Here is a 26,377-nt window from a genome sequence, read left to right on the forward strand (position 1 = left end):
GGACAAAAATACGCTGTTGTAAAATTTATAGGTCATAGTTTCCCGCCCAAGAGAAATCATCGGATAGTTCTTTACCTCCCGAAGGGAAAGTTCCTGGCTGCCAAGGGCGGTAAAAGTAGTGCCACCAACCAGGATCTCCTGAAAGGGCATGAGCATGATCTGTTTCAATGGGGAATCCACCTCTGCCGGAGTGGAAACTACTGCAAAATCAATCCAATTCATGGCCCGGGTAATATTAGGCTGGCTGTTGTTTAACGCCTGAGCCGCCTTGGTAAAGTTGTGGTATTTTGCCACATAATAAAAGATCTTATAATACTCGAAGTTAACGTCCATAATATTTTTCCTTTTCTTTTGGCGTATCATATGTTTATTCCAGCTATATCAATTATAGTTTTTACTTATTTCTACGTCAAGCGTATTATGTACTCGAAAACCATACGGTGTTGTACTTGCCATATGTTTCCCTCTTAAGGTAGAAACTACCACCCCTCCCCTGTATATCGTTTAAGAGGAAAATACCCTTTAGGATGATTTCTACTCCTAAAGGGTATTTTTATAAAAAATTATTTATTTAATTTATGAAATAATATCAAACAATACTCAACCACTTAGGTATTTTCCGGATAAATCCCAATAAACGTTAGAAGCGGAAGTACACGGAAATCATGTAAAACAATTTTCATTTCCCTGGCTTTTTCCCCCTTAACAGGAATGATCTTCTGATAGCCAATTACCGTTCCTGTGTAAATACTGTTCCATATTTCCCCTTCTTTAACAAATACCTCATATTTTTCCACTCTCTGGCTATAGCAGACAGCCTCTTTTAATACCAGATACCCCAAATTGTATGAGTCGTCCAGGCAAATCGTTATCTCTACTGGCAGCTCACTGCTTTCAGGCTGATACCATGCTTCTAAAGTATCCTTTGTCAAATTGGAAGCCGGATGCGCCGGATCTTCATTTTCCGAAAAAACATGTGCTGTACTCATTAAATTATGAACAAAAGATTTCTTTTTCCAGCTTCCAAATTCTTCCAGACGTTTAACATCATTTTTATGAAGAAGTCCGTTTGGCATAGGTGGAATGTTTAACAAAAAGGTTGCATTTCCTCCAACAGCCCCAATATAGATATGAACCAGCTCTTCCAGGCTTTTCACCTGATCATCTTCTTCTGGATGATAAAACCATCCAGGTCTTATAGAAGTATTTACTTCTGCCGGATACCAGATCAGATCCGTTTCACCTTCAAGCGCTTTTCTGCTTCCAAGATCTTCCATATCACTGGTAATCCGGCGCATTCTGAATTCCTCATCATCGGTCTGCTGGCTTCTTTCCTGTACACTCTCTGCAAGTGCTGTACGCGCAGGAACAACACTCCACTCAGATTTTCTTACATCGCCAGCTTCATTTCCACACCATCGGATATCTGGCCCGCACACACAGATACATGCGTCTGGCTGATATTTTCGAACACATTCGTAATAGCGATTCCAGTCGTAGACCTGTTTTTTCCCATTAGGTCCTTCCCCACATGCACCATCCAGCCAGACACTGAAAATATCCCCATAGCCGGTGAGAAGCTCAGTCAGCTGTGCCAGATAGTAATCATCATATTCTTTTCCACTTCCATAGCAAGGCTGGTTTCGATCCCATGGAGAAAGATAAATTCCAAATTTCAGTCCATGGCGGCGGCATGCTTCGGACACTTCCCGGACCACATCTCCCCTGCCATTTTTCCACGGGCTTGCTGCAACGCTGTGACTGGTATATCTGGTAGGCCACAGGCAGAAGCCGTCATGGTGCTTACAGGTAAGAATTACGCCTTTCATGCCGGCATTTTGTGCTGCAGTCACCCACTGGTCTGCGTCAAACTCTGTAGGATTAAAAATTTGCAGATTTTCCGTTCCATCTCCCCATTCCCGATTGGTATACGTATTCATTCCAAAATGAAAAAACGCATAAAACTCTGTTGCCTGATAGGCAATCTGGCGGCAGGAGGGAACTATTTTTATTAATTCCTGATCAGTTGGCATATGATTTCTCCTTTTTTCATCCCTTCAACCCGCCTGCACCGATTCCCTGAAGCAGATATCTCTGTCCAATGAGATAGATAATAATTGTTGGGATCATAACGATTACAAGTCCGGCAAACAGGGCACCCCAGTCTGTAGCATATTTCTGCACCTCAAACAAGTTTGCCATACCGATGGGAAGGGTTTTCTTTGCATCTTCCGTAAGAAGAACAAGTGCCAGTGGATATTCATTCCAGAAGCCCATGGCACTTAACATCGTAATGGTCGCAATCCCGGGTTTTGCAAGAGGCACCATAACTCTTAATAACAGCTGGATATTAGTAGCACCGTCAATTCTTGCAGACTCCTCATAATCCCTTGGTACCGCAGACATAAATCCCTGTAAGGTAAAAATACAGAAAGGAAACTGCATAACTGCATAAACAAGACATAATACCGGCAGGTTATTTAATCCGTTCACAGCCTGTAATTCCAGAAACAAAGGAATCATAATGTAAGTAGCCTGCAGAAAAATACAAGCCATGTAGACCGTAGAAATCAGCCTGCTGCCCACAAAACGGTATCTTGCCAGTACATAAGAGATGGGAATGACCAAAAGCAGAAGCAATACAGTGGAAAGCACTGTCACAAATATGGAATTTCCAAAATAAGCGGCAATATTTGCTTTCTGCCATGCTGCCACAAAATTATCCAGATTCAAAGCTGCGGGCAATGCATAAGGATCTGTCAGATATTCTGCATTTGTCTTAAACGCAGACATCAGGTTCCAGAAAAGCGGATACAAAAAGATAACGGTAAACAGAATCATCAGGATTCTGATACACCAGGTTCTTACAGTTTTCATCAGTCTCCCTCCTATTCTTTTTCAGATGATATTTTTTTAGAAATCATTGCAAGGACGATTGCAAGGCCAAGGGTAAACATGGCGATTGCCATGGCATATCCAAAGTTGGCATTTCTCATACCCTGGGTGTACATATACTGCAACAGGACACTGGATGCGCCGTTTGGTCCACCACCTGTCATAACATTGGACAGGGTAAAACTTAAGTTGATAGTACCAGACAGGGAAAGTATATAGGTCGTTCCAATTGATCTGCGAAGCAACGGAATGGTGATCTTAAAGAACTTCTGCACTCCTGTTGCACCGTCAATGGAAGCAGCTTCATAAACCTCCTGGGAAATCCCATCAATGGAAGCCACATGCATGACCATGTAATAACCAATGGCCTGCCAAACCAAGGCTGCACCGATACACCAGAGAGCCGTTTTTCCCTCTCCAAGCCATGCGTGTTTCCAGGTGGAAAGATGGAACAGATCCAGCATATGATTCAGAATTCCTCTTGTGGGATTAAACACAAAGGACCACACAATACCAACTACAGTCATGGAAACAATACTTGGGAAAAAGAATACGGTCCGGTAAAATGACTTTTCCTTAAGCTGTCCCTGAGTAAGGATAAATGCAAATACAAGACTTAGAAATATGGTCACAGCCGGGATTACCAGCATCAGCTTAAGAGTATTAAACAGTGCCTGAAGAAAATCCTTATCCTGGAACATATACCTGTAATTATCCAAAAATACAAATTTGCTGTTAAAGCCTACGCTAAGTGCAGTGGAACTGGTAAAAGACAGATAAATGGCATTTACCATAGGGACAATCATAAAAACAATGGTTAAGATCAATGCAGGAAGCGTACACAGGGCTATAAATAATCTGGGCTTTTTTACCACGCTTGCTCACCTCTTTAAATTTAAATATTGAAAAATGTGGATGACATCACCGATTGGCAATCTATCTGTTCAGGGTTACAAAAGGCTGCCGCATACACTGTGCAGCAGCCTTTCCATGCTTTACCGTTTTTATCCGGCTGGCATATGAAGTTTAGTTGGCAGCTTCCATATCAGCACGAACCTGTGCGAAAGCAGCTTCCACGTTCTGTGCCCACTCTTCTACTGTCATTTCATCGTTCATAACAGAAGTGATCGGATTGAAGATCTCATCTTTCGGGTTGATCTTGCAGTCAGCCGGAACTGCTGCAAAGCTCATGATCAGGGAAGAAGCATTTGCCTCTTCGTAGATTCCGTACATATTATAGATTGCAGTAGACAGCTTATCTTTTGCTACTTCACGGGCACTCTTGGTAGCATAGAGAGCACCGGAAGCCTCTGCAAATGCAGATACGGATTCATCGCTGTACAGGAAACGAAGGAATTCTTTTGCAAGCTCCGGATTCTTTGCAGCAGCCGGAATGGAGAACTGCTCACAGCTGTCGAATACATAATGCACATCATCTGCGTTCTCAGTTGGGATCGGGGCCATTGCAAACTCAAAGCCTTCTTCTCTTGGAGCATCCTGCATCTCATTTTCCATCCAGGTTCCGTTCGTGATAAATGCAGCTTTTCCAAGCATCATCTCTGTCTGGGACTCTGTATGGTTCATACCTACAGTACCCTCTAACAGATAACCTTTCTCTGCAATTTCTTTGATATGGGTAAGAGCCTTTAACACACCTTCGTTGTTGAAGGAACCTTCCTCATAATTGGCAATCTTGGTAAGAGCTTCCTCACCGCACTCATTTGCAATTGCCGGCCAGAGCATTTCTTCCATGTATCCCGGATAAATTCCCTGATAGGTGAAAAGCGCACGTCCGTCAATATCCTTTAAGGTATCGCCAAGTGTGAAAAACTCGTCCCATGTTTTTGGAACTTCCAGATTGTTCTCATCGAAAAAGGTCTTGTTGTAGATCAGACCCTGCGGACCACTGTTAAATGGTGCCAGATAAATTTCATCGTCTCCGTATGGTGCACACTTTGTACTGGAAAGAATTCCGTCTGTAATGTCATCGCGAAGAGTACCGGTTCCAGCATAGTTTTCTCCGTCAAATACATCGTCCAGATTTAAAAGTGCATGTTCTTTAATCAAAGAAAGAATTACGCCGTCCTCACCACCATCGTTGAGACAGATAAAATCCGGCGCGTTTCCGGCTACGATCTGTGGACGAATAATATCACCAATAGTCGGGCTGATCGTCATATTTACCTTCACGCCCTCATGGCTTGCTTCAAAAAGCTCTACCATCTGATTCCAGTAAGCATCTCCGTATCCACCCTGGAAAATGGCAATGTTCAGTTCCTGTTCTTCTGCTTCCGCAAATGTTGTGAGCGGAGAAAGTACAGTAGCTGCGCTCATGGCAAGAATCATTGCGGATGCTGCAAATCTTTTTTTCATATGGTGTTTCCTCCTTCTGGTTGGCTGTTTTATTACGTTTGCCTGATGATGCTATTATATTGCGAAAATCTTTTGTCGTAAATTAATAAAACGATTCTCGTTATGGAGCATTTTCTTGTAAATAATATCTGATATGGATTTTCTTGCGGCATATATGTATTATTTTTTCATCTTTTGCTTTTACATAGATTATTCTGTTTTTTTCCTGTATAATAAATGAAAATAATAATATTTTGACAGATACCCGTCAGTGGTCAGCAACAGGAGGAACCTCCATGGAAAAAAAACATCATTTTCAGGGATTTCGTAAATTCAGCATCAAAACAAGACTTGTAATTGCCCTTCTGATGATTTCTATTATACCATTGGTAGGAATCAGCGGCTATTCTTTTCATATATTTTCCGCGGCACTTCAGGAGAAGCTTTCTGCATCTATTTCCCAGACCCTGTCCATGATCAATCTGAATATGGTAAGTGAGATTGAGAAATACCAGTATCTGTGTGGTTCCATCTGTATTAGTGAAGAGATTAAAAAAGGTCTTCTAAAAAAAGACATGACAGATATGGAGAAGAATCAGGCGATGCTTGAGATTCAAAACATGATCCGCAATAAAATCATCTATCCTGCCCAGGCAAAAAATATTACTGTCTATGATACCGATGGAAATATTTTTTATGATCTGGGCTATGACGGGTTCTATCAGGAAGATATGGACCGGATCCTGTCGCAGCTTGAAGAGCAGGACCAGGATGTGTGGGCTTATGCACATACTTACCGTGACAGAAATATTCTGGTTCTTGGAAGAAGGATTTACGAGCAGTATTCCAAAAGCCGGGTAATCGGCTACACTCTGATTTCTATTGAAGAAAAAATCTTTTCCAAGACAGTACTGGAGCCTGTGGGACTGTCAGATTCTTCCAATATTATGTATATGAATCTGGATGGAACGGTGCTCTCTTCCTGGAACCGAAGTATAGCCCTGGGGGAGAAAACGGATGATGAGCTTCTGAAAAAAATCCAGGAAAGGCTTCCAAAGAAAACCGATTCCTTTAGTATCCATGAGAATGGGGAGGAACAGCTGGTGACCTATATTTTTAATAAAAATCTGAATCAGCTGTTTGTATATACCATGCCTTACCACTATATCAATTCAGAGGTTTATGCCATGCTGAAACAGATTCTTGTAGTGGTAATGTTTCTGGTTTTACTGTGCATCGGAATTGTAGCCATGGTATATCAGGGAATTATGTCTCCTATTAAAAGAATGCTGGAATTCTGCCGTGAGGTTTCCGAAGGAAAATTATCTGTGCGTATTCAGGACAAGCATAAGGATGAACTCTCCCGGCTTTCCGGCAGCATGGATCATATGGCAGATACCATCGAACATCTGATGGACCAGCAAAAGTCCCAGGAAAAGAAAAAAAGAGAGCTGGAGCTGCAGATGCTTCAGTATCAGCTGAATCCTCATTTCCTTTTCAATACTCTGAACAGTCTTCGGTTTGTGGCTGCCATGCATAAGGATCAGATTGTAAGCGACGGAATCCAGGCGCTAAGCAGTCTTTTACAGAATACCCTTACCAATAAGAATGAATATATTACGATTCAGGAGGAACTGGAAAATCTGGAAAATTATTTTTCCATTCTTAGGATCCGGTATGCAGGAAGCTTTGAATATTCTTTCCATGTGGAGGAGGATGAGCTGCTCTCCTGCCTGGTTCCAAAGCTGATTCTGCAGCCTCTGGCAGAAAACTCGGTGATGCACGGTTCGTCAGATAATGGCACGGTGATGGAGATTCAGATTACCTGCTGGCGGGAAAATGCGGATGTAATGATCGAACTGTCTGATGACGGCAAAGGCTTTGAGGTGACAGTTGACGCTCTGGCACCTCACCCGGAGCGGAAAAGGATTGGCGTCGCCAATGTAAATGACCGGATCCAGCTGAATTTCGGACGAAAATACGGGCTGAAAATTAACAGCCAGCCGGGAAAAGGAACTACTTGTACCCTGACCCTGCCGGAGCTTTATGCGGACACGCTTTCATAAAATACACAACTAGAGCCTTTTTCAAACACGCTCTGGTCAGAAAGGACGATACATGTACAGTATACTGATTGTGGATGATGAGCCTATTGTAAAAATTGCGCTTCGTTCCATCCTGCCCTGGGAGGAGCATGGCTTTTCTATTTGCGGAACGGCATCAAATGGACTTGAGGCATTGCCTTTGATCGAACAGCATCATCCGGATGTGATCATCACAGACCTGAAAATGCCTGGGATGGACGGGCTTGAGCTGATTCGGACTTTAAAGGAAAAGAATTGTCCGGGAGAAATTCTGGTACTTAGCAATTACGAGGATTTTGATTCTGTGCGAAGTGCACTGCTGCTTGGTGCGGCAGATTATCTGCTGAAAATTAAGATCCAGCCAGATACCCTTCTTGCCTGTCTGAATAAAACGGTAGAAAAATTAAAGGACAAAGTGCCCAGAAATTGGGAAACCGAAAAAAAGGATCAGGAAGAGGATATATCAAAGCTGCTGCTGGAATTTTTCCAGAAGGATGTAAAGCTTTCAGATTTTATGGGACAGCATGCTAAAACCAGACTTGCATTTATGGAAGCTTCCTGTGCCGTCTGCTATGTAACCTTTGAGAAGTATTTATCTAATGACGCATTTTCCATCTCCGGGAGTCTTCTGCGGGATATGATCCTGGATGCGGTTCAGGGAGTGCTTCAGCCCTATATTCTGGTGCTGAACGATTATAGCGCACTGGTTGTTTTTTCCCAGACGGAGCTGTCCGACAGTGAAATTAAGGTGGAACAGCTGGTAAAAAAGCTATACAATCGTTTTACCATGTACCAGTCCTTTGCACCGGATATGCCCTATCAGGAAATGTTGGAAAATTACGAGGAAGCGCGAAGTGTGTTCCGGGAATTTTCCTCTAATGAGGGACACTATAAAACTGATGTAGCGAAAACCCTGGAGTATATGGAGGAAAATTACATGTACAGGCTGACCCTGTCTTCTATTTCTGCAAACGTAAATTTAAGCTCCAGTTATCTGTGCAGGATTTTTAAATCTGAGGTTGGCACAAGCATTACCAATTATCTGAATAATCTGCGGATACGCAAGGCCGCAACCCTGATCAAGGAGAATACCATGTCCATGAAAGAGATTTCTTCCATGGTAGGAATTGATGATCAGCTTTATTTCAGCAGGCTGTTTAAGAAATGCATGGGAATTTCGCCATCGGAATATGGAAAGAGGTATCATCAGTAGACAGATCATAACACCAATATACCATAATGAAAGGAATAAATATATGGAATTGTATTATAAAAATCCGGCAAAATGCTGGCTGGAGGGATTTCCACTGGGAAATGGACGAATGGGAGCGGTTATTCACGGAGCTTTGGAACATGAGGTATTACAGTTAAATGAGGATACCTTATGGTCAGGCTCTCCTTACAGCGGACAGACCGGACTTTCCCCTGAAGTAGTGAAGCAAGCCCGGGAGCTTGCAAAAGCCGGGAAATATGAAGAAGCAAAACAGGTTATGGAAAAAAAGCTGGAAGAAGCTGAGGATGTACAGGTTTATCTGCCCTTTGGGGATCTGCATCTGGATTTTGTGGAGGATAATTATGATGCTGATGGAGATACAGTTGCAGGTGCTTCGCCGGATTCAGATACAGCTGTGACAGATTATGAGAGGCATTTGGATTTAGATCGGGCTGTGGCTTCTGAGTGCTATGTGAGAAATGGCGCTAAGCTTACACGTACCTGCTTTATCAGCGCACCGGCTCAGGGACTTGTGTATCAGATTAAAAGCAGCCGGCCCTTTTCTATTTTGATCCACTGTGACGGAGCCTTTATCCGTGAGAAAAATTATACGGAAAATCATTTCACGCTTACCGGAATCTGTCCAGGAAGAAGCGGACTGAAAGTTACTAAGGAAAATAAACCGGAAGAATTTCTTTTCCCGGACGAACCAGAGCTTCAGGGTGTACACTTTATAGGAGAAGGGTGCGTAACTGCAGAAGGTGGAAAGGCTACTGGATCTGCTGATGGAATTCTATTGGAGCATGTAACTGGGGTGGAAATCCGTATGGCAATCCGTACCAGCTTCCGGGGATTTGACAAAGCATATACTGAGCAATATTCCGATGCCCAAATTCATCATATGCTGGCTGCCGATTTAGAAAAACTTTCAAAACCATTTGAAGAGCTGCTGAACGAGCACGTAGAGGAATACAGGTCTTTTTATGGGAGAACTTCATTGAGACTGTGGGATGATGTACCGAAGATTTCTGCTGAAACTTCTCAGTATGATCTGCGGGAGCGTCTTGTAACATTTCATGAGGGCGCATCTGACCCGGAGCTTTATGCAATCCTGTTTGCTTTCGGAAAATATTTGCTCATCTCATCTTCCAGACCAGGGACCCAGGCTGCCAATCTGCAGGGAATCTGGAGCAATGATATTATTCCACCATGGTTCAGTGATTTCACCGTAAATATCAATACCGAAATGAATTACTGGATGACAGGGCCTCTGAATCTTGCCAAAATGCAGGAACCACTGGTAAATCTTTGCAAAGCGCTGGTTAAAAATGGACAGAAAACCGCCAGAGAACTGCTTAACTGTGAAGGAACTGCCTGTTTTCACAACACGGATATCTGGGGTAAAACTTCTCCTGCAACAGGAAAAGCGGTGTGGGCGTTCTGGCCTTTTGGAGAGGCATGGCTCTGCCGAAATCTGTTCGACCAGTACTTATTTACAGAAGATAAAGAGTATTTGAAAGAAATCATGCCTATACTTGAGGAAAATGTGCGGTTCTGTCTGGCTCAGCTTCAGGAAACAGATCAGGGACTTGCTATCTGTCCCGCCACCTCACCGGAAAATCTATTTTATGAGGATTGTTCCGTGGCAGAATACAGCGAAAATACCCTGGCCATTGCAAGGAATCTGTTTCAGGATTATGTGAAAGGCTGCGAAGCGCTTGACTTGCAGAATCAGATAATGTGTGATGTGCTGGAAGCGCTGGAGCGCATGGTACCTACTGCTATTGGAAGCAAGGGACAGATTCTGGAATGGAACCAGGAATTTCCAGAACAGGATGTGCATCATCGCCATGTTTCTCATCTTTATGAGCTTCATCCTGGCTGCGGCATTACTCCACAGACACCAGAATTATATAAAGCAGTGAGAAAAAGTCTTGAACTTCGGGGGGATGAGGGAACCGGATGGAGTCTGGCTTGGAAGGTTCTGATGTGGGCCCGTATGGAAGATGGCGCTCATGTGGAGAAAATTATGAAAAACCTGTTTTATGTAGTAGATCCAATGGAAGAAATGGGAATACGAAGAGGTGGCATCTATCCCAATTTATTTTGTGCCCACCCACCGTTCCAGATTGATGGAAATTTAGGTTACAGTGCTGCGGTTGCCGAGATCCTGGTTCAAAGCCAGGGAGAAGAGCTTGTCCTTCTCCCTGCGCTCCCACCCTCCTGGAGAAATGGGGAAGCCACGGGGTTCATTGCCCGCGGAAACATCCGCGTGGATCTTAAATGGGAGGGGAAGAATGTCACCTACACCTTAACTCCTGCTCATGACACCACTTTACGTCTCCGCGTCGGAAAAGGGGACGTGAGGGGCTATTCACTGCGTGGGGGCGTGGCATACGAAGGAAATGGGATGCTAAGCTGAGGAAGAACTTTGTGAGAGCAGACGGTTTTCCGCCCGTCTTATTCGCCTGTTTATTCGTTACTCTGGAAGGCGCCCTTCGTACATAATACTCAGTTCACCATACACCTGTGCCCAGTTCCGGATCGTACTGGTCCATCTCTTGGTAACTTCAAATGTGGCAAGATACAGAGCCTTTAATAGAGCTGTATCGCTTGGAAATACGCTTCTCTGGCGATTCAGTTTCCGGTAGGTAGAATTCAGGGATTCAATGGTATTTGTAGTATAAATCACCGTCCTGACCGTCGTCGAAAATTTAAAAATTGGAGAAATTCTATGCGTTGTTTTCTCATATTTGCAGATAACGCCAATCATCTAAACTAATTAAATATATTATAAGCAAGTGCATGTACCTGACATAAACCATGGATTGGCATGTAGCTTCTATACGAAAGCTTAATACCTATTTTTTATAGTTTCTTCAAACTAACTCATATATTTTTCCATATCAAGCTTCTTTTCTGATTTTGCAACAATTAGGGATGCTGTCACATCGCCCAGGCTGTTGCTCATTGCACGCATCATTCCAAGCAGGGAGTCCAGTCCCATGACCAGTCCGATTCCTGCAAGCGGAACATTCAACTGTGTCAGAAGTACAGACAGGCATACAAGCCCCGCTCCTGGAACTCCTGGCGCACCTACAGAAAGAACAAACACGGAGAAAAACATAGACAGCATCATTCCACCGTTGATATCAACACCGAAAACTCTTGCCAGTGCCATGCCAAATATCACCAGATATATACAGGTTCCGTCCATATTTACCGTTGCCCCCAGGGGAATAGACAGGGAATAGATTTTCTTTGATATACCAAGTTTATTCTCGCAGGCATCCATGTTCACAATGATCGCCGCATTACTGGAAGCCATGCCGAACACCTGAAGCATTGTGGGACTGTATTTTTTCAAAAAGGGAATCGGATTCAAACGGCCGATTACTCCAAGTAATATACAATATACAGTGATCATCGCCACGATTCCTACTGCAAAAGTTCCCAGCATGGCCAGCATGGACAACAGCACATCCGGTCCTGTCTTTAATACAACCGATACAATGGAGCAAAAGGTTGCAACAGGTATGAAACGTACCAGCATCACTGTAATCTTTAGGAACAGGTCATTGCATGCTTCGAATATATCCTTTAATAATCTGGAATGCTCCCCGATCTTCTCTAATGCAATTCCAATCAGAACTGCCAAAAAGATGAGCTGCATCATGTTGGAATCTAAAAACGGTTTTACAAAGTTTGCCGGAATGATTCCTACAATTGTATCCTTGATTGAAATACTTACATCCGAAACCGACACCGTAGCTGCATCTCCAGCCAGTTTTGCCGCAAGCTCTGGATTACCTGGCTTCAATAATTCAAACACACCTGTTGCCGTAAGAATTGCCAGAACCGTGGTAAGCAGGTAAAAGCCCATGACTTTTCCACCAATACGTCCGGCTTCTTTCAGATCTCCAAATTGGGAAATGCAGCATGCTATGGAGAAAAATACTACCGGGCCTACAATCATCTTCAAAGCATTCAGGAACATTGTGCTGATAGATGTAAAAATAGTATTGTTCAGTGCTTCGTTCACGCCTGAAGGTACAAACACTTTCATCAATACACCTATTACGATTGCAGCTATTAAAGCCAGCATTGTATGTAATACCATGGCATGGGGATTTTTCTGTACTGTAATTTCTACCAGGTTCATGTTGTTCTTGTTTTTATAGCGCAGTCTTTCTTCATTCGCCTTGAGAAGGACATCCCGGATTATTTTTTCTTCTTTTTCCTGTGCGCTCTGAAGATCATCATTTTCCTGGTCCAGTACTTCTTCTATGGTATGACCATAAATAAACTGGAATTTCTCACCACGGAGTGACAGATTCACATATACCCTGCCAAACCTTTTATTCAAAATAATGCAGATCTTTTCATCAGGGTCTTTGGCATGCTCCCTTAATTTCACCAATACTTCCTCTACTAAAAGCATTGTCTTTATGGTCTGCTTTTTCTCTATGCCAAACTCTTCCAGACCTTCTTTGATAAACTCTATTCCCGCTTTTGTATGCTTCTGCTCTACCAGCAATCTTTTGCTCATAGTTCTTTTAATCCCTCCTAACCCTAAAATCTTTTATTTACAGTTTTTGATTCCACTTGACGTCATATAAGTTCCTACCAATACCGATATAACTGCAATAATACCGGAAATCAAATCGGTGTGTGAAGTTCTCCCATTTCTGATAAAATCGTCCGGACCTGTTCAGCATCATGAACAGAGATCATTAAATCAATATCATGAAATTCTGAAATAATCCCTTTAAAGTACAGCAGCATAGATGCGCCTAAAGCCCACTCTATATTTGCCTCATTAAATCGATGTGCAATTTTCTGTAGTAATTCAATTTTCTTCTGTATTTCAGGCATAATATCTCCCACTTGTATATTTATCTGGATAAAACATGTTTGTTACTGATTCCTACGGACCACTCTGCAAGGACTGCCTACAGCAATCACATTGTCGGGAATATTTTTTGTTACAACACTGCCTGCTCCAATCACAACATTATTCCCGATGGTAACGCCCGGTAAAATAATAGCTCCGCCACCAATCCATACATTATTTCCAATGATAACTGGTGCTGTTTGTGTTTTACAAAATTCAAATGATCCGTCTTCTTTAGGTATCCCGAAGCGATCTATGGCATTTGTCGGATGAAATGCCGTATAAATCTGTACATTCGGTGCAATTAAGGCATTATCACCGATACGAATTATATTGTCATCAAGAAAGGTACAATTCATATTTACTTCACAGTTATTTCCGAAGTAGATATTATTACCATAGTCAACGTAAAAAGGAGCCGTTATCCATAAGTTTTTGCCTTTTCCGCCAAGAAGTTCATTCAGAATTCGTTCTTTTTCATCTGCATCCGCAGAATTCATCTGATTATAATCTCTTACCAGATATTTTGCCTTATGCCATTGTGTCAGCAGTTCCGCATCTCCACAATCGTACAGTTCTCCTGCCAGCATTTTTTCTCTTTCTGTCATAGGTCCCTCCATCTGATATCCAGTCCACATTGTTTTTTAATAATACCATAAAAACAGGACTTATAATATGTATTCCATTTGTCTTTCTTTTGTTCGCATCCCCATTTTCTCATAAAACTTTTCTGCTGAAGTATTTCCTGTCCATACATTCAATGTCACTTCATAGCAGCCCAGCTGCTTTGCTTCGTTTTTTACATATTCAAACAGGCTTTCACCAATATGCTGACCTCGTGCTTCCTGATCAATACACAGATCATCAATAAAAAGAGATTTAAATGGAACCATATTGTTTGAAAAAGGCTGCTCCCGTAATTGACAAAATGCATACCCTACGCAAACATCAGCCTCATTTACTGCAACATATATTGGTGTTTCTTTATTCTTCAAAATCTCTCTCAATTCGTCTATGGTATATTTTGTTGTACCCGGAATAAAAATATCAGGTCTTATATCTGCATGAATTTGCAGCACCTGTTTTAATAACTCTAGAATTCTCGGAATGTCTTTTTCTTTTGCGTCTCTGATCATCATTTTCGCTCTCCTTTTAACAGATTAATTTATCCTCATTTTCCTTCCCCAATCGCAATATTTCCATCTCTAAAATCAAGAAATACTATCAACCATGTTTTATCTGGCATCCTTTTACAAACTCAACTGCATTTTTAATATCTTCAGCATCTGGATGCCCTTTTGCAATTCCACCAACCAGTTTAAATGGACCAAATGTGTCATAGCCCTTGCATCCGAATTTTCCAATTACCTTAGAATGCTTCTTACTCAAAATCTGCTCTATGGATTTATAGTTCGCATTTCCACCATAAGTACAAATCAGAAATACCTTTTTGTTGTCTGGTAAGTTTTTCTCCGCAAATCCCAATAATGATTGATGAAATTTCGAAAAATAGATTCCCGATGCAAAACCAATCATATCATAGCTGCTCAGATCTGCATTTGGCTGCTTTACAGCATCAATCAAATCAACCTGACACTCTTCTGCTATGCGCTTTACTAATTTTTCTGTATTTCCATGATGCACAGATGCATATGCGATTGCTTTTCTCATTTGTTTTCCTTTCTGAGAAAGTAAAGCGGATATTCCAGGTCCGCTTTGCTACTTGCTCATGAACGCAGTCGCTTCGTGACCTGTGTTCAAATTATCGAAGCTCCTATGTGTATGATATCTTTATATTATCATATATAGCTTAACTATTCTATATTCTTCGGATCAAAATAACCTGTTTTTGCAGACATTTGAGTATGCAAATCAGAAAAAGATCCCTTTGCAAAGCGAATGGCTAAAACGCCTCCACTTTACTGGGATCTTTTCATGCATACAATGTTAATGTACCTCGACGGTTAATCAGATTTCCCTGTCAAGCGGATATTCCAGGTCCGCTTCGCTACTTGATTCGGTTAAATACCATATTCACCAACTATGCCATCAATATCCGGCATTGGATCATCCGACAGCTGGCAGCTGTCCTTCTGTACCTGGGATTTATTTACAATTATATATGCACTGGCAAACTTCTGAATCACAAGCTGCAGCTGTTCATCAGTAGTATCCTCTGGCACCATGATAGTAACTGTGCTGTTCTGTAAGTTCACCCAGTCTGCTTCCATTACATCTGGATCAATCCCTTCCAGACAAATTGTTTCGATTCCTGTCAGCATTGCAAATGCTGTCATATTAAGATTCTCAACTCCGCTGCGAATGTGTATTTCCTTCAAATCTTCACATCCGATAAATGCACAACTGTCAATATTCTTCGCATTCACACAGAACTGCTCCAAACCTGTAGCTCCAAAACACTGTACCCCGATTCTGTTTACCTTTCCCTTCCACCATACGGTCTTCAAATTCTTACAGTAATTAAACAGGTAATTGTCCATCTCTCCAACCCCGTTCACAAAAATCACTGTTTTCAATCCCTTACATTCCTCAAATAAACCTTTATTCGTATTTTCCAGAGGTGCATAACAAATCACAGTTTCCAGATCATGGCAGTGGGTAAAAGCACTGTCCTCTATAGACTTCAATGTCTCCGGCAGAATCAGACAGCGCATTGGCAGCCACTCGCCTTCTTTCTGATTGGTTGCCATATCCGAATGCACATAATCTCTTGCACATTCAAAAGCATTATAAGAAATATTTTCTACCGGCACACCACCAATCGTACGCGGTATAATAACATCCACAGATGTTCCGATATACGCAGTAATCGTTCTGCTTGCTTCATCAAACTCAAACTCTTCTTCCGGTAATGCTTCATAAGGCATCTCTGTCAGGCACTCCACGGCTTCTTCCGGAACAGTTTCTTCTGCCCTTACCGGTACCGCAATTCCTGCCAGTATTGCGATTGCAATCACCACAGTCAATATCCTTTTCTTCATTCTGCTGCCCCCTTTCCACAATCAATATTATGCAATCTTTACATTATCAGAATATAGTAAAAGAATTTCATTGTCACTATCATTACAGCCAGTAAAATTATGTTTAATCCAATAATTTTCCTTTACGATATGATCTGACCCAAAAGAATAGGTACACTGAAATTTACAGGACGAAGCAAAATTGCGGAAATAAGAAGCGTTTCTCGATTTCATTTCTGATTTCGAAAAACGCTATTTAAATGGCGGGTTCTGAGGGTACCTTGCCATCATTTCTTACCGCAATCGTAATATCTTCCATCAGCGTTCCACTGTTTTGTGCCTAAACTGCATACAATGTAACATCTTTATCCTGAATCGGATATGAACTACCTGGCATATAAATTATTTGTGCGTAAGCATCTTCATTGGTGGCAGGATCAATTACATTGGTATTTCGTGTTTCTGCCCAGCCCAGCAATATATGATTTGCTCGATTCATACTTGTCCCATCCGGTAGCCTGATTGCTTTGGCATCATAACTTCGTATCGGAGCAGGGCATATTTTTCCGTCATAGAAGTCCTGAAATCATCCACATTGATAAAAGAAAAGCCTGTTTCATTTCCGTTTTCTATCACAAAGTAAAGTTCTTTTCCAATATAATTTTTCAGTTGATCATAGATTCGAATAAGTGAAAGTCCTGCGTCAGGATCCTTTGGCATCTATTTTTTTAAATTTGGTTCTAAAGAAATACGGAGAATTACCTCCAACCTATCAGGTTGTTGGTTTTGACGATTCACCGATTGCGTCAGAATACCTTATACCATTCAGCACGATACATCAGCAAATCGATGTTCTTACTAAAGAAGCCATGGATATCCTCGTCATGCAGATGAAAAACCGTAAAAAGCGTCGCCCAGCTATTATGGAGACCCCCATTCACAAAACAGTACTACCCACTCTAATTAAACGTGAGACAACCATTTTTTAGTTTTTATCCAAAAGTCCCGGAATCCACATTACTGGCATTCCGGGACTTTTAACACGACAGCTGTTGACTGCCGGAAATGGTTAATTTGCTTCGTTTTTTACATATTTAAACTATTATTTGCGAATATCTACAAGTCCATTTTTTAGTATATTTTCAGAAAACTCATACGAGGCTCCATCACCGGTTACATTAAGATACAGATTTTCCAGGTCATTTTCATTTACGATCCAGGCCATGTTCAGCTGCACGCTTTCATCTGGCTTTATAGAGGAAATGTAGTTTCCGCCATTGCCATAATTTTCAGAGACATTATAATAAACCATTTCTCCGGTCTTTGCCATGCCATCCCAGGTGATGCGGTCATAGCCATCGCCGGACTGTTCCGTTGGAACGTAAATCTGTACTCTTCCATTTTCCTTTGTCATGGTTAGCAAAGCACCAAGATAAAGCATATGGTCGATTTCCTCATCTGAATTGTTTGTATAGGTCACTGTGGCATAAACCAGTTTCTGGTTCACAGCTTCTGACTTCACAATCTCATCCAGGGAATTGATTCCATCACCAGATTTTACATAATTCAATGTATTTGCAGACAGTTTTCCATCAGCCCCAATTGCTTCTGTCCATTCCTCCGGTATTTTGTCAGGCTCAAGAAGCTGAAGGTCATCTGCGATCTGGATGGAATCCACCTTTGCAGAAATGGTTTTCGTCAGATACTCACCATTTGTGTCTTCCCCAGTCGCATTCAGATCAAAGGTGTCACCGATCTGGTAAACAGGCAGCTCCTTCTCATTTACAGAAGTGATTATTTCATCATCATCATTTTCTATCTTTTCAGCTATCATGTCTTCACTCCAGGTAGGCATCCCGGCAGTTTTTACCATAGTTGTGTTTCCCGTAATCACCAGATTCTCAGCCACCTTTATGGCATCCTCTTTTGATACGTCATCTCCTATGTAGATCATAATCACACGGTATAAATCCGGGCAGACAAGGTAAATTCTCTGGTTAAAAGTTCCACTTTTGGCGATGCTATTATACTTTAGGTATACTCCCTGATATTCTCCAAATGTACGCTCCTCGCTATCAATAACATTCTGATCCTGCACAACCTGTCCCAGATCATTTTTATCCAACAGAACAGATGCAAAGCTAAACCCGCCGGTCTGTTCATGTTCCGGATACTGAAGATGATACTCGTCATTCCAGCTCATGCCTTTTGGAATGTATCTGGCAAACAGATTTACCTTTGGAACCTCATCTGGAAGCATGGTTTCCTTTGCCATGCTATCGGCATCAATTTTAACCGCTACACCATAAGCGCCCTGCTTCTCCAGAAACCAGTGATACAGATTTACACCTGCATATGCTGCTGTGGAAACTGCCAGCGTACAAGCAGCTGCTACAGCTGCGATTTTGGGAATCGTCCATGTTTTTCTTCTTTGAAGATTCATCACCTTTGTATCCTGTATCTGCTTTGCAACCTCATTTTGAATCATTTTATGGATAAAATCCGGTGTTTCGGGAATATCGCTTTTCATATCTTCTAATCTCATACCAGCACCTCCTGCAATTCCTGCCTTAATTTTCCCCTTGCCCTTGCAAGTCTCTTCTGAACAGCACCTTCCGATATTTCAAGGATCTGGGCGATTTCTCTTACGCTGAAATCTTCTATGTAATACAAAATAACGGGCAAACGCAGCTCCTCTTTTAAGGAATTTACAGCGGCATACAATTCGCTGTAATCCTTTGACTTTTCTGATTCCATTTCCAGTCTGTCCTCCAGATCTTCAAACGAAATAAACTTACTGGACTTACGTACGAGGTTGTAACATTCGTTGATCAAAATTCGGATCAACCAGGTACGGGCATATTTATCGTTTTTTAATGTGTCTATTTTGGAAAAAGCTTTTACAATTGTCTCCTGGATAGCATCTGCACAGTCCTGGTCACTGAATAAGATTGTTTTTGCAGTTGAGTATAATTGTCTTTCCGAATCCAGGACCAGATTTCCCAGTTGTTCTTTTGTCATTTAAATACCACCTCTTTTTCATGCCGGCCAGCTTTTTCTTTACATCTATTAGACGCATAGAAAACAAAAATATCCCCCAATAATTCATTTTCGCATAAATAATTATGATAAGCTGACTATGCAAATGCTAAACTAACAGTCCAAAAAAAACTAAACTAATTGTACTCTTGATACCTTCCTTATTTGCAAATTTGCAGTAAAATATAGATATAAAGAAAAAGGGAGGTACCAAAGATGAAATTATCACTTTCTGCAAATATAAGCAAGTTGCGAAAAGAACACGCTATGACACAGGAGCAGTTAGCGGAAGCTTTAGGCGTTACCTTTGCATCTGTCTCAAAATGGGAACGGGGTGTGGCGACGCCGGAATTAAACCTGATTGCGGAGATGGCAGATCTGTTTGAGGTGTCTATCGATGCGCTTATCGGATACCAGTTTAGAAACAATAACAGAGAAACTGTAATTACAAGGCTGAAGCAGTATTCTCACGACAGAGATACTGAGGATGTTTTTTCTGATGTTGAAAAGGCATTACAGTGTTATCCGAATTGTTTTGATGTTGTTTATTACAGTGCCAGAATCTACCGTTTAAGAGGACTGACGCAAAAGAATGCTGCTTATTCAAAGAAGGCGCTTTCCCTTTGTGAACGTGCATGTATACTGATCGGACAAAACAAAGATCCGGAGATAAGTGATGTTTCTGTTCGCAGGGAAATGGCTGAAATCCATTTTGCGCTTGGGGAATATGACAAAGGAATTGCATTATTGAAAGAGAACAATCCATGTCGGCTGAACCACTCTTCGATTGGAATGGTGCTTGCATCCTCTTGCAATGATCCGGAGGGAGCACTTCCCTTTTTATCGAGGGCATTATTAGATTTAACTGTGACGCACTTTGAAATTGTGGTGGGATATATGAATGTTTTCTGTAAGACAAAAGATTATGCAAATGCTCTAGCTCTTGTGGATTGGGCTCTTGCCTTTTATCCCGGGCTAAAAGATCCCGAAAAACAGGGATATATGGACAAAAGCGAAGCATTTCTTTGGGCACTGCGAGCGGATGTTCTGCTGTCGCTGTGTAAAAAAGAAGAAGCAATCAACAGCCTTCGGCGAGCAAAGGATGTTGCATTGCACTTCGACGAATCACCAAATTACGATGTTTCAAGTATCCGATTTGTTTTCTGTAAGACTCCTGCAAGCGCTTTTGATGATTTTGGTGATACTGCCATGATTGGGGTTGATGAATTTATCAAAAGCCAGGAAAAAAGCGAGCTGAGCAATTTATGGAAGTGTGTCAGGGATGAATAACAATTACAAAGCCAAATGAAAAACTATACTGTGCAGTTTTATAAAAAGGGGGGCATGCTTTACGATTTTGCAATATACAACACACCTAATGTGCCAGGTCCACAATGACTTGATATAACACCACCTGCCCTGGTTTCCAATATCTCATCAAAAACGCCAAGCTCTTCCAGATAAGCCCGCACTTTCTCTACAGTTTCCTGTTTACAGCCAGAATGTGTTATGAATACACGTTCTGGTCTCGCATTTTTTAAATCTTTTTCCATATCTTTAACATAGTCCATGATAACAGAATTAATTTTCCCCCGGTATTTCTTAGAAGCATTCATGGCGCCATTTTCTACTACAATCCTGGGATGCAGTTTTAAAATACCTCCGGCCATAGCCGCTACTGCATTGCAGCGTCCACCGCGGTATAAATAGGTGAGGGTATCAACCACAAAGCTTGCTCGCACATTTGGTTTCAACCTCTCTATCTCAGAAACAATCTGGGAAGCTGTCCGGTTATTCTTTGCCATAATTGCAGCCTCTACTACAAGAAGACCGATACCTGTAGAAAGGTTTGCAGAATCGATTACCTTTATCCTGTCTGAAGCCCCCAGCTCTTCAGCAGCAAGGCGCATCACATTTCCAGAGGTGGACATACCTGCAGAAATAGAAAAGCAGACAATTTCCCTTCCAGCCTCTGCATATGGGCGGAAAAGCTCCATGGCATCTGCCAGAGCAGGGGCTGAAGTTTTTGGTGTTGTCTTGTTTGCGTCAGACCAGGTGAAAATCTGATCAGGGGTAATGTCTTTTCCATCTTTATATTCACTGTCACCCAGAAGAATATGAAGCGGAAGAATGTCAATATCATATTTTCTCAATAATTCCTGCGAAAGGTCGCAGGTACTGTCTGAAATAATTTTTACCATATTCGTTTCTCCTCTGCCAACTCATTTTCTATCAGATTCCCGGCCTGCAAGAGCCAGAAATTTTTTATCAGACTGTATTCCCTGTGTCAGAAATCTTCCATCTCTGAATAGTGCATACGTTGTCACCGGTGCAGGAACGTTCTGTGCGGCTTCTCTGCTTGTAACATGAATTACCCTGAAAGAAATATTGTGTTCTTTTGCCACTTCCGCCACACGGGGCACCCAGTAACAGGTAAAGGGACATTGATCTGTATAGTAAAGAACAAATCCTTCCTCTTCTACTTTCGGGTGTCTTGCACATTCTTTGAATTTTGGCGGCTCAGTATCTGTGTCAAATGGTAAATACATAAGAGTGATTCCGCAGTCCGAAGTATCTGCAACAGAAAATCCCTTAAATTTTAAATACTTCGGGTCTGCCAGAAATTCTTTCTTTCGCCCTTCTGAAGACAGAATACAGATTCCCTTTTTCCCTTGTTCTTTTGCATCACGAATGCATTCATTCAGCAAATCATTGGAATAGCCGTGTCCCTTCATGGAACCGGAAACCCATAAGCAGTTAATATATATATATCCGTCTGCATCAATGGGCACCCATGCATTTTCTGCAGGAATATATTCAATAAAACACTTTCCGCGCTCTGCACTCCGATAAAAAACCAGTCCTTCTTCAAAACGCTGTTTTAACCACTCTTTTTTTACGATACTGTTTTTTCCTGACATAGCACAGCAGATATGTTCCTTGTCAATGTTTTCTTTTGTAATTCTAATATAATGCATAATATCACCTTTCCCAGATATCATGATTGCTTAAATAACCTTGATCTGACACGCTTTCATGGCTTCCAGAGCCAGTTCATGACTCTCTGGCGTTACTCCTGCGCAACAGAGCGAATCTACAATGATTGGCACTTCCGGCAAAAATGGCTTCCAAAGGTAGGTTTATCAATGGGACCAGATTCCAGAAGCTCTGCAATCTCCTCCCTGATTTCCCAACCATAGGTACCGCGGATGCAATGCTCTACAGGAAGCCATATGAAATACGGCATGTTTTCTAAAAAGCCTATTTAAGCTAACTATACCACGTTATTGAGATTTCGTATACTGCAATAGGCTGATTTCAGCGTATATATTTTTGAAATTTTATATTTTCTATTGCATAAAAATAAGCCATTCAGTCAGAATTGCATCCAACCAAATGGCTACTTATATCAGTTTTCTCCTGCCATTTTTTTTGACATACCCCAATAAAACACAGCGCAAAATACCAGAGCAAAAACAACACCAAATATATTCTGAATCACTCTGAGGCTGACTGCACCCTTTAATCCATAACTCTCTGCAGCGATAGCCAAAGCGCCAAATGTATTAAATACAGCCTGCCAGCCATATTTTGCAGAAAATCCCACACCGATTCCACCAAGGATTCCTATGTATGCATAGATGGATGACGGAAGCAGGAAATACAATGCTGTAAAACAAAGAACTCCTGCAATATTTCCCACAATTCTTTTCTTCACTCTGTACTGCATGTCTTCCATAAACGGTAAGATTGCTGACATAGCTGCAATACCTGCCCACATTGCACGTGGCATTTTAAAAAGCTCTGCAATACAAAGTACAGCCGGTACACACAGGATCTGGCATAACTGCCATTTTGTCCTGGAAGAAGAGAGATCAAATTCCTGCAGTACATCCTGTATCTTTCTTTTATAAACCCGGTTTCTGTGATTTCGATAAAATACCAGACAGGTAAGTACAGCTCCTACTGCCATTCCCACCAGTCTCATCTCGTAGCTTTTTCCTGTTACATCATATCCATATAGCAACAGATATCCAAGAACGAGTGTGGACTGATTAAACATAAATGGATTATGACAGCCGAACAGAATCAGCACTGCCAATGCAGCAATATTTAACAGCATTCCCAGTACCGGGGAAAGCTGATTTGCCAGATGTGGACACACTGTCATAACTGCGAAAAACAAAGCCAGAAGTATGGTAGACTGTCCGGTATGGATTCCGAGATCGGCATTTCGAAATACCATAAGACATAATAAGACAACGACTCCTACAATACTGTTCTCATTTCCAAGCAGAATACTGAAAATAGTAACAAATAAAAAACAAAATGCCATCGTGACCGCTACCTTCGCCATATATACAAACAGATGATATATTTTTTCTTTTGCGGTCTCACTTTTTTTCAGCAGGTCTTTTGAACCTGCCTGATTCAACTGAAGTTCCTGATAAAATGTCATATAGCACCTCCGCTTTTTTGTAAATAGGCATTTTATCACAAACAGGAAGATAATTCAAGAATGATTTTTAAGAGAATAATTACCTGGCCAGACCATTGCTTTCAATTCTGATCATACGATACCCAATTCCAATATGCGTCTGGATGTATTGCACACCATTTTTTTCTGGCTCCAGTTTTTTTCGCAGTGTCGCCATAAAAACACGGAGGGAAGCAACGTCATTTTCAGAACACCGCCCCCAGATCTGCTGGGTAATAAATGTATGTGTCAATACTTTTCCCGCATTACGGGATAAAAGGCAAAGCAGCTTATACTCAATAGGAGTAAGATGTAATTCTTCACCCTTCAGATATGCACAGCCAGCCGAATAATCGATCTCTAATTCACCATTTTTAAAAACAGATGTTTCCTGCTGTTCTCCTGGCTGCGTTATTGCAAGTCTCCTTTGCGCAACACGAATACGCGCAAGCAATTCCTCTACAGAAAACGGTTTCGTAATATAATCATCTGCACCAGCGTCCAGTGCTTCAATTTTATCTGTATCCTCACTTCTGGCACTGATCACAATAATCGGCATGTTCGACCAGGTACGGATTTTCTTTATTACTTCTACTCCTTCCATATCAGGAAGCCCGAGATCCAGAAGGACAATATCCGGATGATGAGAAGATGCTTCCAAAATGGCCGAAGAGCCGTTTTCTGCTGCCAGATATTTATAGTCATGTGTCTTTAATGTCGTAACAATCAGGTTTCTTATAGGTCTGTCATCCTCAACCACCAGAATTAATGTTTTATTCATTCAATGTCACCTCACTTAAGGGTAAAGTAAAAGTAAAATTACATCCATGGGGATCATGGTCCGTCAGAATCAGGGTTCCGTCATGGGCTTCTATAATAGAGTGACAAAGCGCCAGCCCCAGTCCCAGACTTCGGTGACTATCCGCAACTGTTGTTTTGCCGGTATAAAACATCTGGAAAATATGCGGCTTCATTTCTTCCGGAATCCCAGGTCCATTATCCTCCACGCTTATCTGCGCTTTTCCATCTGTTTTAGTTCCCCGGATTCTGATTACAGTACCTGGCGGCGTATATTTTATGGCATTGTCAATTAAATTTACCAGAACCTGTATAATAAGGCGGACATCCATACGTGCAAGAACAAGTTCTTCACAGTCAGTTACGATTTTATAATCGTCATGCTTCCGGCTGATATGCCGCAGAGCCTCTGCGATCACCTCATCTAACAGCTGATCTGTAAATTTGAATTTCAGTCTTCCATCATTTAGCCTGGTAACGGAAAGCAGATTCTCCACAACTCCGATCAGCCATTCAGAATCATCATAAATATCCGTATAGATCTGATGCTTTGTAGCTTCATCCAGCCGTTCACTGTTGCTAAGAAGCATATCTGCATTACCTGAAATGGAGCAAAGAGGAGTTCGAAGATCATGGGAAATTGCCCGAAGAAGATCTGCCCGCAGCTGTTCGTTTTTGGCTATCACTGCATTTTTTTCTTTTTCCATAGCATTTTGGGCATTTTCCATTGCAAGTGCACATTCATTTATCACGGACAGCAGGATACTGTATTCAAAAGAGTCCAGTGTTTCTTTCTGCAGCGGTATTCCTATTACACCGTAAACATTGTTCCCGCTCCGAATTGCCAGATATAAGCATTTGGCATGTGGAAAATGATGTGTGGATGCACCGGCACGCTGTCTGTTTTCATAGGCCCATCTGGCTATCTTCTGTTCTTCAGGTGTTAAAAAATCTTCCGCGTCCTCTCTTTCCTCACCGGAAAAAAGCTTTCCCGCTGATAAAGCTCCGTTTTCTACTACATATGCTGTAATATTGCGGTTTAGCAGACGAAGAAGCTGTGTACAGGTGACATCAAGAATTTCTCTCTCTCCTTTAGCCTTTTGCAGCAAACGGTCTGTATCAAACAGAATCTGTGTACGAAAGGCAAGCTGTGTAGAAAGCTTTGCATGTGTTTTCAGCTTCGCCGCAAGTGCCCCTGTAAGTACGGATGAAATTAGCATTATGAAAAAGGTCACCGGATAACCCACCGCATAGGTCTGAAAAGACATCCTTGGTTCTGTCAGAAAAAAGCAAAATAAAAAGACACTTAAGAAAGAACCGGCCACACTGCATAGATAACCATCTGTCACAATGGAAGTAAGCAAAACTCCCAAAATGTATATGGTTACAATATTTGTATCTGTGAAATCCAGCTTCTGAAACAGCAGACCAATCAAAGTACATACTGCAAATATAAAAACTGTCAGAAAATAATCCTTTGCAGACGGTTTTTCCATATACCATGTAAATGACCGTTTCTGATAGTTTTCTGTTTTGACCGTATCCGGAATAATATGGATATCAATATCCGGTTCGTCTGTTTTTTTATTATCCTCTTCAATTCCCAGACTCATCCTGCCAGTCCCCTTTTCTGCCGTTTTTGCA

26 protein-coding genes and 1 pseudogene are annotated in these 26,377 nt (G+C 41.6%); 5 read left to right on the top strand and 22 right to left on the bottom strand.

Features of this window, described 5'->3' with window-relative positions; all coding sequences use genetic code 11:
• The 5 genes from AB5170_RS13430 to AB5170_RS13450 form a co-directional block, all read right to left on the bottom strand.
• A partial coding sequence (locus AB5170_RS13430; RefSeq protein ID WP_368365075.1) for a LysR family transcriptional regulator occupies window positions 1-333 on the bottom strand: 333 nt, incomplete at its 3' end.
• A gap of 275 nt (window positions 334-608) precedes the next feature.
• A complete protein-coding gene (locus tag AB5170_RS13435; RefSeq protein ID WP_173773305.1) occupies window positions 609-2,033 on the bottom strand; it encodes an alpha-L-fucosidase in 1,425 nt (474 codons plus the stop codon).
• Between the two features lie 16 nt (window positions 2,034-2,049).
• Window positions 2,050-2,877, bottom strand: coding sequence for a carbohydrate ABC transporter permease (locus AB5170_RS13440; RefSeq protein WP_118578099.1), 828 nt, complete (start codon window positions 2,875-2,877; stop codon window positions 2,050-2,052).
• A gap of 11 nt (window positions 2,878-2,888) precedes the next feature.
• Window positions 2,889-3,770: a carbohydrate ABC transporter permease gene (locus AB5170_RS13445; RefSeq protein ID WP_148462043.1), complete on the bottom strand. Its 882-nt coding sequence runs from the start codon at window positions 3,768-3,770 to the stop codon at window positions 2,889-2,891.
• Window positions 3,771-3,921: 151 nt separating this feature from the next.
• Window positions 3,922-5,268, bottom strand: coding sequence for a carbohydrate ABC transporter substrate-binding protein (locus AB5170_RS13450; RefSeq protein ID WP_118578097.1), 1,347 nt, complete (start codon window positions 5,266-5,268; stop codon window positions 3,922-3,924).
• A 275-nt stretch (window positions 5,269-5,543) separates the two neighbouring features.
• On the opposite strand from AB5170_RS13450, the gene AB5170_RS13455 reads away from it, so the two are divergent.
• From AB5170_RS13455 to AB5170_RS13465, 3 genes are read left to right on the top strand one after another with little or no spacing between them, the layout of a single operon-like run.
• Window positions 5,544-7,313 carry a sensor histidine kinase gene (locus AB5170_RS13455; protein ID WP_368361872.1) on the top strand — a complete coding sequence of 590 codons (1,770 nt, stop codon included), beginning with the start codon at window positions 5,544-5,546 and terminating at the stop codon, window positions 7,311-7,313.
• Window positions 7,314-7,365: 52 nt separating this feature from the next.
• Entirely contained in the window at window positions 7,366-8,544 is a 1,179-nt protein-coding gene (locus AB5170_RS13460; RefSeq protein ID WP_173771439.1) for a response regulator, read from the top strand.
• A 43-nt stretch (window positions 8,545-8,587) separates the two neighbouring features.
• Window positions 8,588-10,966, top strand: a complete 2,379-nt coding sequence (locus AB5170_RS13465; RefSeq protein ID WP_173771437.1) for a glycoside hydrolase N-terminal domain-containing protein — start codon at window positions 8,588-8,590, stop codon at window positions 10,964-10,966.
• A gap of 57 nt (window positions 10,967-11,023) precedes the next feature.
• On the opposite strand, the gene AB5170_RS13470 is transcribed toward AB5170_RS13465, so the two are convergent.
• The 9 genes from AB5170_RS13470 to AB5170_RS13510 form a co-directional block, all read right to left on the bottom strand.
• Entirely contained in the window at window positions 11,024-11,314 is a 291-nt protein-coding gene (locus AB5170_RS13470; protein ID WP_313718794.1) for a transposase, read from the bottom strand.
• A gap of 114 nt (window positions 11,315-11,428) precedes the next feature.
• Entirely contained in the window at window positions 11,429-13,093 is a 1,665-nt protein-coding gene (locus AB5170_RS13475) for a dicarboxylate/amino acid:cation symporter (protein WP_173771436.1), read from the bottom strand.
• A gap of 110 nt (window positions 13,094-13,203) precedes the next feature.
• Window positions 13,204-13,419 (bottom strand): hypothetical protein, encoded by a 216-nt coding sequence (locus tag AB5170_RS13480; RefSeq protein ID WP_173771434.1) that lies wholly within the window; start codon window positions 13,417-13,419, stop codon window positions 13,204-13,206.
• 42 nt (window positions 13,420-13,461) lie between these two features.
• Window positions 13,462-14,046: a sugar O-acetyltransferase gene (locus AB5170_RS13485; protein ID WP_173771432.1), complete on the bottom strand. Its 585-nt coding sequence runs from the start codon at window positions 14,044-14,046 to the stop codon at window positions 13,462-13,464.
• Window positions 14,047-14,106: 60 nt separating this feature from the next.
• Window positions 14,107-14,577 (bottom strand): GNAT family N-acetyltransferase, encoded by a 471-nt coding sequence (locus AB5170_RS13490; RefSeq protein ID WP_148462037.1) that lies wholly within the window; start codon window positions 14,575-14,577, stop codon window positions 14,107-14,109.
• A gap of 85 nt (window positions 14,578-14,662) precedes the next feature.
• Window positions 14,663-15,109, bottom strand: a complete 447-nt coding sequence (locus AB5170_RS13495; protein ID WP_173771430.1) for a flavodoxin family protein — start codon at window positions 15,107-15,109, stop codon at window positions 14,663-14,665.
• 350 nt (window positions 15,110-15,459) lie between these two features.
• Window positions 15,460-16,440: a leucine-rich repeat domain-containing protein gene (locus tag AB5170_RS13500; RefSeq protein WP_173771428.1), complete on the bottom strand. Its 981-nt coding sequence runs from the start codon at window positions 16,438-16,440 to the stop codon at window positions 15,460-15,462.
• 319 nt (window positions 16,441-16,759) lie between these two features.
• Window positions 16,760-16,918 carry a hypothetical protein gene (locus tag AB5170_RS13505; protein WP_173771427.1) on the bottom strand — a complete coding sequence of 53 codons (159 nt, stop codon included), beginning with the start codon at window positions 16,916-16,918 and terminating at the stop codon, window positions 16,760-16,762.
• The gene (locus AB5170_RS13510; protein ID WP_173771425.1) at window positions 16,915-17,139 is read right to left on the bottom strand and encodes a hypothetical protein; all 225 of its coding nucleotides are present in this window, start codon (window positions 17,137-17,139) and stop codon (window positions 16,915-16,917) included. Before AB5170_RS13510 ends, AB5170_RS13505 begins: the two co-directional genes overlap by 4 nt.
• Between AB5170_RS13510 and AB5170_RS13515 the strand changes: the two genes are divergently transcribed.
• Window positions 17,109-17,408, top strand: a complete 300-nt coding sequence (locus AB5170_RS13515) for a substrate-binding domain-containing protein (RefSeq protein WP_148462035.1) — start codon at window positions 17,109-17,111, stop codon at window positions 17,406-17,408. The two genes, AB5170_RS13510 and AB5170_RS13515, sit on opposite strands and share 31 nt — an antisense overlap.
• A gap of 113 nt (window positions 17,409-17,521) precedes the next feature.
• Here AB5170_RS13515 and AB5170_RS13520 read toward each other — a convergent pair whose 3' ends face one another.
• Both AB5170_RS13520 and AB5170_RS13525 read right to left on the bottom strand, forming a co-directional pair.
• Window positions 17,522-18,964 carry a hypothetical protein gene (locus tag AB5170_RS13520; RefSeq protein WP_173771423.1) on the bottom strand — a complete coding sequence of 481 codons (1,443 nt, stop codon included), beginning with the start codon at window positions 18,962-18,964 and terminating at the stop codon, window positions 17,522-17,524.
• Entirely contained in the window at window positions 18,961-19,440 is a 480-nt protein-coding gene (locus AB5170_RS13525) for a sigma-70 family RNA polymerase sigma factor (RefSeq protein ID WP_148462033.1), read from the bottom strand. Before AB5170_RS13525 ends, AB5170_RS13520 begins: the two co-directional genes overlap by 4 nt.
• Window positions 19,441-19,674: 234 nt before the next feature.
• On the opposite strand from AB5170_RS13525, the gene AB5170_RS13530 reads away from it, so the two are divergent.
• Complete coding sequence (locus AB5170_RS13530) at window positions 19,675-20,748, top strand: helix-turn-helix transcriptional regulator (RefSeq protein ID WP_148462032.1); 1,074 nt, start codon at window positions 19,675-19,677, stop codon at window positions 20,746-20,748.
• Between the two features lie 59 nt (window positions 20,749-20,807).
• Here AB5170_RS13530 and AB5170_RS13535 read toward each other — a convergent pair whose 3' ends face one another.
• From AB5170_RS13535 to AB5170_RS13560, 6 genes and pseudogenes are all read right to left on the bottom strand, one after another.
• Complete coding sequence (locus tag AB5170_RS13535; protein WP_148462031.1) at window positions 20,808-21,659, bottom strand: DegV family protein; 852 nt, start codon at window positions 21,657-21,659, stop codon at window positions 20,808-20,810.
• A gap of 21 nt (window positions 21,660-21,680) precedes the next feature.
• A complete protein-coding gene (locus AB5170_RS13540) occupies window positions 21,681-22,436 on the bottom strand; it encodes an N-acetyltransferase (RefSeq protein WP_173771422.1) in 756 nt (251 codons plus the stop codon).
• A 30-nt stretch (window positions 22,437-22,466) separates the two neighbouring features.
• Window positions 22,467-22,687, bottom strand: a pseudogene (locus AB5170_RS13545) (amidase); the annotation flags it as partial.
• 180 nt (window positions 22,688-22,867) lie between these two features.
• The gene (locus AB5170_RS13550) at window positions 22,868-23,917 is read right to left on the bottom strand and encodes an FUSC family protein (protein WP_173771420.1); all 1,050 of its coding nucleotides are present in this window, start codon (window positions 23,915-23,917) and stop codon (window positions 22,868-22,870) included.
• Window positions 23,918-23,996: 79 nt separating this feature from the next.
• Window positions 23,997-24,716, bottom strand: coding sequence for a response regulator (locus tag AB5170_RS13555; RefSeq protein ID WP_173771418.1), 720 nt, complete (start codon window positions 24,714-24,716; stop codon window positions 23,997-23,999).
• Complete coding sequence (locus AB5170_RS13560) at window positions 24,709-26,346, bottom strand: ATP-binding protein (protein ID WP_226815022.1); 1,638 nt, start codon at window positions 26,344-26,346, stop codon at window positions 24,709-24,711. The genes AB5170_RS13555 and AB5170_RS13560 overlap by 8 nt, the downstream gene beginning before the upstream one ends.
• Between the last annotated feature and the right edge of the window lie 31 nt (window positions 26,347-26,377).

The sequence above is a fragment of the Ruminococcus sp. RTP21484sp1_RTP21281st1_A8_RTP21281_210402 genome (assembly GCF_040914025.1).
Taxonomy (GTDB): Bacteria; Bacillota; Clostridia; order Lachnospirales; family Lachnospiraceae; genus Blautia_A; species Blautia_A faecis.

Coding starts and splice junctions, on each gene's coding strand:
- AB5170_RS13490 (WP_148462037.1), bottom strand. CDS start 14,577: ATGATGATCAGAGACGCAAAAGAAAAAGACATTCCGAGAATTCTAGAG.
- AB5170_RS13505 (WP_173771427.1), bottom strand. CDS start 16,918: ATGAATCGAGCAAATCATATATTGCTGGGCTGGGCAGAAACACGAAAT.
- AB5170_RS13485 (WP_173771432.1), bottom strand. CDS start 14,046: ATGACAGAAAGAGAAAAAATGCTGGCAGGAGAACTGTACGATTGTGGA.
- AB5170_RS13525 (WP_148462033.1), bottom strand. CDS start 19,440: ATGACAAAAGAACAACTGGGAAATCTGGTCCTGGATTCGGAAAGACAA.
- AB5170_RS13535 (WP_148462031.1), bottom strand. CDS start 21,659: ATGGTAAAAATTATTTCAGACAGTACCTGCGACCTTTCGCAGGAATTA.
- AB5170_RS13460 (WP_173771439.1), top strand. CDS start 7,366: ATGTACAGTATACTGATTGTGGATGATGAGCCTATTGTAAAAATTGCG.
- AB5170_RS13450 (WP_118578097.1), bottom strand. CDS start 5,268: ATGAAAAAAAGATTTGCAGCATCCGCAATGATTCTTGCCATGAGCGCA.
- AB5170_RS13480 (WP_173771434.1), bottom strand. CDS start 13,419: ATGCCTGAAATACAGAAGAAAATTGAATTACTACAGAAAATTGCACAT.
- AB5170_RS13560 (WP_226815022.1), bottom strand. CDS start 26,346: ATGAGTCTGGGAATTGAAGAGGATAATAAAAAAACAGACGAACCGGAT.
- AB5170_RS13520 (WP_173771423.1), bottom strand. CDS start 18,964: ATGAGATTAGAAGATATGAAAAGCGATATTCCCGAAACACCGGATTTT.
- AB5170_RS13540 (WP_173771422.1), bottom strand. CDS start 22,436: ATGCATTATATTAGAATTACAAAAGAAAACATTGACAAGGAACATATC.
- AB5170_RS13555 (WP_173771418.1), bottom strand. CDS start 24,716: ATGAATAAAACATTAATTCTGGTGGTTGAGGATGACAGACCTATAAGA.
- AB5170_RS13500 (WP_173771428.1), bottom strand. CDS start 16,440: ATGAAGAAAAGGATATTGACTGTGGTGATTGCAATCGCAATACTGGCA.
- AB5170_RS13440 (WP_118578099.1), bottom strand. CDS start 2,877: ATGAAAACTGTAAGAACCTGGTGTATCAGAATCCTGATGATTCTGTTT.
- AB5170_RS13465 (WP_173771437.1), top strand. CDS start 8,588: ATGGAATTGTATTATAAAAATCCGGCAAAATGCTGGCTGGAGGGATTT.
- AB5170_RS13530 (WP_148462032.1), top strand. CDS start 19,675: ATGAAATTATCACTTTCTGCAAATATAAGCAAGTTGCGAAAAGAACAC.
- AB5170_RS13455 (WP_368361872.1), top strand. CDS start 5,544: ATGGAAAAAAAACATCATTTTCAGGGATTTCGTAAATTCAGCATCAAA.
- AB5170_RS13475 (WP_173771436.1), bottom strand. CDS start 13,093: ATGAGCAAAAGATTGCTGGTAGAGCAGAAGCATACAAAAGCGGGAATA.
- AB5170_RS13510 (WP_173771425.1), bottom strand. CDS start 17,139: ATGCCAAAGGATCCTGACGCAGGACTTTCACTTATTCGAATCTATGAT.
- AB5170_RS13495 (WP_173771430.1), bottom strand. CDS start 15,109: ATGAGAAAAGCAATCGCATATGCATCTGTGCATCATGGAAATACAGAA.
- AB5170_RS13435 (WP_173773305.1), bottom strand. CDS start 2,033: ATGCCAACTGATCAGGAATTAATAAAAATAGTTCCCTCCTGCCGCCAG.
- AB5170_RS13550 (WP_173771420.1), bottom strand. CDS start 23,917: ATGACATTTTATCAGGAACTTCAGTTGAATCAGGCAGGTTCAAAAGAC.